This window comes from Mesorhizobium sp. M8A.F.Ca.ET.021.01.1.1 (assembly GCF_003998025.1).
Taxonomy (GTDB): Bacteria; Pseudomonadota; Alphaproteobacteria; order Rhizobiales; family Rhizobiaceae; genus Mesorhizobium.
Genome location: NZ_RZSJ01000609.1, coordinates 1 through 3,649, shown reverse-complemented (window position 1 = coordinate 3,649; position 3,649 = coordinate 1). Strand labels below are relative to the sequence as shown.

Sequence of the window (3,649 nt, the reverse complement as noted above, 5' to 3'; positions counted from 1 at the left end):
GTCGAGGAGACCATGGCCTGGCTCGACGTGCTCGCCCGCCACGGCGTGCGCGCGCATCTGATCGAGGTCGCCGACCCGGCCGAGGAAACCTTCCCTTATGCCGGCCGCACCGAGTTCACCGATCCCGAGACCGGCGACAAGCTGACCGCGGGGCGCGCCGAAATGCTGGCCGACGAATACCGCCTGCTCTACACCGCCCGCCGCCAGGAACTGGCCAGTTGGTGCAAGCGGCTCGGCTGGAGCTTTACCGTCAACCACACCGACCGGCTGGCGTCCGACGCGCTGGTGCGCCTGCACATGGCGATGACCGCCGATGGCGGTAAGCCTGGCATTTCCGCCGATGGCGGTAAGCCTGGCATTTCCGCCGATGGCGGTAAGCCTGGGAAGGCTGTCGCATGAGCTGGCTGCCGCTCTCCTTCGGCGCCCCCATGGTGCTGTGGGGCCTGTTGGCGCTGCCGGTGATCTGGTGGCTGCTGCGGCTCACCCCGCCTAAGCCGCAGACCGAGGTGTTTCCGCCGCTGAAGATCCTGGCCCGTGTGCTGAGGCGTGAGGAAACCCCGCAGCGCAGCCCCTGGTGGCTGACGCTGCTCAGGCTGCTGATGGCGGCCCTCGTCGTCGCGGCATTGGCCGAACCGGTCTTCAATCCGCGCGAAAAGCTGCCGGCCGAGGGTGCCGCGCTTGCCCTGGTCATCGACAATGACTGGGCCAGCGCCGCCGACTGGAACAAGCGCGTCGCCACCGCCGAACGGCTGATCAACGACGCCGGCTCGAACGGCGTGCCGGTCGTTATCGCCTTCACCGCCGAAAAGCCCAATGCGGAGATCGGCCCCTTCGATGCCGCCGCCGCACTCGACCGTTTGCGCGCCGCCAAGCCGCGGCCGATCCCGACCGACCGGCCCGCCGTCTATGCCCGCGTCGCCGGCGTGCTGGGGGGCTTGCCCGGCGCCAGCGTCGCCGTGCTCGCCGATGGCCTGGCGGCAAAGGGCGACGAGGCCGCCTTCAACACGCTGTTGTCGAAAAATGCCGCCCGCGTCGTCTGGGCGGTGGCCGACCGGCTTTCCCTGACCGGCCTGACGTCTGCCGAAAACCAGGTCGATGGCTTTGCCCTGACCGCCGTCCGCGCGCCCGGCGATCCCGCCCCGGCTCAGGTCACCGCCGGCGCCTTCGACGACAAGGGCCGCCGCATCGCCGATGCGACCCTGACCTTCGCGCCGGGCGAGGCCGCGGCCACCGGCACCATGGCGGTGCCGTTCGAATTGCGCAACGACTTCGCCTCGATCGCGCTCGATGGCGAGCGGCATGCGGGTGCCGTGCGCGTGCTCGACGAAAGCTCCAAGCGCCGCCGCGTCGGGCTGTTGTCGCAAGCCGAGGCCGACCAGGCGCAGCCGCTTCTGTCGCCGCTCTACTACATCAGGCGCGCGCTGCAGCCCTTCGCCGATCTGGTCGAGCCCTCCAGCGCCGATCTCGCCGACGCCATCCCGCAGATCCTCGACCAGAAGCCGGCGATGATCGTCATGGCCGATATCGGCACCATTCCCGCCCAGGTTCGGCAAAGGCTGGTCGACTGGGTCGACAATGGCGGCACGCTGGTGCGCTTCGCCGGCTCGCGGCTGGCCGCCGCCGGCAATGATGACGATTTGCTGCCGGTCCGCCTGCGCACCGGCGAACGTTCGCTCGGCGGCGCGCTGTCATGGACCTCGCCGCAGCCGGTCACCGAATTTCCCAAGGCCGGCCCGTTCGCCGACCTGGCGCCGCCGACCGAGGTCACGGTGACCAGGCAGGTGCTGGCCGAACCGACACCCGACATCGTCGAGCGCACCTGGGCCGCCCTTGCCGACGGCACGCCGCTGGTCACCGGGCTGAAGAAGGGCAAGGGCACGCTGGTGCTGTTCCACGTCACGCCCGAGGCGACATGGTCGAACCTGCCGATCTCGGGCAGTTTCGTCGAGATGCTGCGCCGCATCGTGCAGCTGTCGCGCAACCAGGGTGCGGCGGTCGCCAATGCCGAAGCCGCCGCCACGTCGCTGGCACCCTATCGCATGATCGCGGCCGACGGCTCGCTGGTGCCGCCGACACCCGATGCACGGCCGCTTGTGCCGGGCGCGGGCACGCTGCCGGTCACCTTCGAGAACCCGCCAGGCCTATATGGTTCGGAGACCGGCGTCTTCGCCCACAATCTGCTCGATGTCGCAAGCACGTTCGAGCCACTGGCGCGCCCGCAAGTGACGGTGCCGGTCACCACCATCCAGTATGCCTTTGACGAATCGCGCAACCTGAAGGGCGCGTTGGTCGCCGCGGCTCTGTTGCTGATGCTGCTCGACACGTTGGTGGTGTTGTGGATGGGCGGCCTGTTTTGGCGCCGGCCGCGCCGCGCCGGTGCCGCTGCAACCACCGCCGCCGTGCTGATCGCGCTTGGCGCGCTGTTCGGCCACGCCGACCTTGCCCGTGCCGACGATGCCAAGCCGAGTGACCAGGGCGCTATCGAGGCAATTTCGAAAACCCGCATCGCCTATGTGCTGACCGGCGTGCCGGGTGTCGATTCGATCAGCCGCGCCGGGCTCGAGGGCCTGACCCGCTTCCTGATCGAGAAGACGGCGCTCGAACCAGGGGCGCCGGCCGGCGTCGACATTTCGAAGGACGAGCTGTCCTTCTATCCCCTGATCTACTGGCCGATCGACCCGGCGGCACCGATGCCGAGCCAGGCGGCCATCGCCCGCATCGACGCCTATATGCAGCAAGGCGGCACGGTGCTGTTCGACACGCGCGACCAGTTCGCCAACGGCATCGGCGCCGATTCCACCAGCCCGGCGACCGAGCGGCTGCGCGACATTCTCGGCAACCTCAACGTGCCGCCGCTGGAGCCGGTGCCGTCGGACCATGTGCTGACCAAGTCCTTCTTCATCCTGCCCGAATTTCCAGGCCGCTTCGCCGGCAGCCCGCTCTGGGTCGAGGCATCGCTCGATGCCAGCAATGCCGACAACCGGCCGGTACGCACCGGCGACGGCGTGTCGCCGATCATGATCACCGCCAATGATTTCGCCGGCGCCTGGGCAGTCGACGAGAATGGCGACCCGCTCTTGCCGACCGTGCCCGCCGACCCGATGCAGCGGGTCTACGCGCTGCGCGCCGGCGTCAACATCATGATGTACATGCTGACCGGCAATTACAAATCCGACCAGGTGCATGTTCCCATCCTGCTCGAACGTCTGGGGCAGTAGGATGATGCGTTTTCTTGCGCCCCTCACGATGATCGATCCTCCCCCGACGCGGGAGGATAGGGCATGAACTGGTCGATCTCCTTCGAACCGCTTCTATCCTGGCCGCTTTTGGCCCTGGTGCTGGTGCCGTTGGCGCTGCTGGCGCTCGTCGGCCTGTGGTTCCGCCAGCGCGGCGCGGTCCTGCGCTTCGTCGCCCTGTTGGCGCTCGCCGCCGCCCTCTTCAATCCGGTGTTCCTCAATGAGGAACGCGAGCCGCTGAAAAGCGTCGTCGCGCTGATCGTCGACCGCAGCCAGAGCCAGGATATTGGCGACCGCACCAAACAGACCGACGAGGCAGTGGCCGGGTTGCAGCAGCGTCTTGGCCGCTTCAAGCAGTTCGACGTCCGCGTCGTCGAGGCCGGCAAGTCCGACGCCGCCGAGGAGCGCACCGA

The 3,649-nt window shown here is 68.5% G+C and carries 1 protein-coding gene and 2 pseudogenes; all 3 read left to right on the top strand.

Translation table 11 applies throughout. The annotated features are described in order from the left end of the window. Positions 1-399 (top strand): annotated as a pseudogene (locus EOA36_RS30715) (DUF58 domain-containing protein); the annotation flags it as partial. Continuing rightward, on the top strand, positions 396-3,218 hold the full coding sequence (locus tag EOA36_RS30710) for a DUF4159 domain-containing protein (protein WP_127280676.1): 2,823 nt from the start codon (positions 396-398) through the stop codon (positions 3,216-3,218). The pseudogene EOA36_RS30715 and the gene EOA36_RS30710, both read left to right, overlap by 4 nt. A gap of 63 nt (positions 3,219-3,281) precedes the next feature. Beyond that, positions 3,282-3,649: pseudogene (locus EOA36_RS30705) on the top strand (hypothetical protein); the annotation flags it as partial.

What these genes read in the sequence shown, in the direction of transcription:
- EOA36_RS30710 (WP_127280676.1), top strand. Translation starts at nt 396, where the DNA reads ATGAGCTGGCTGCCGCTCTCCTTCGGCGCCCCCATGGTGCTGTGGGGC.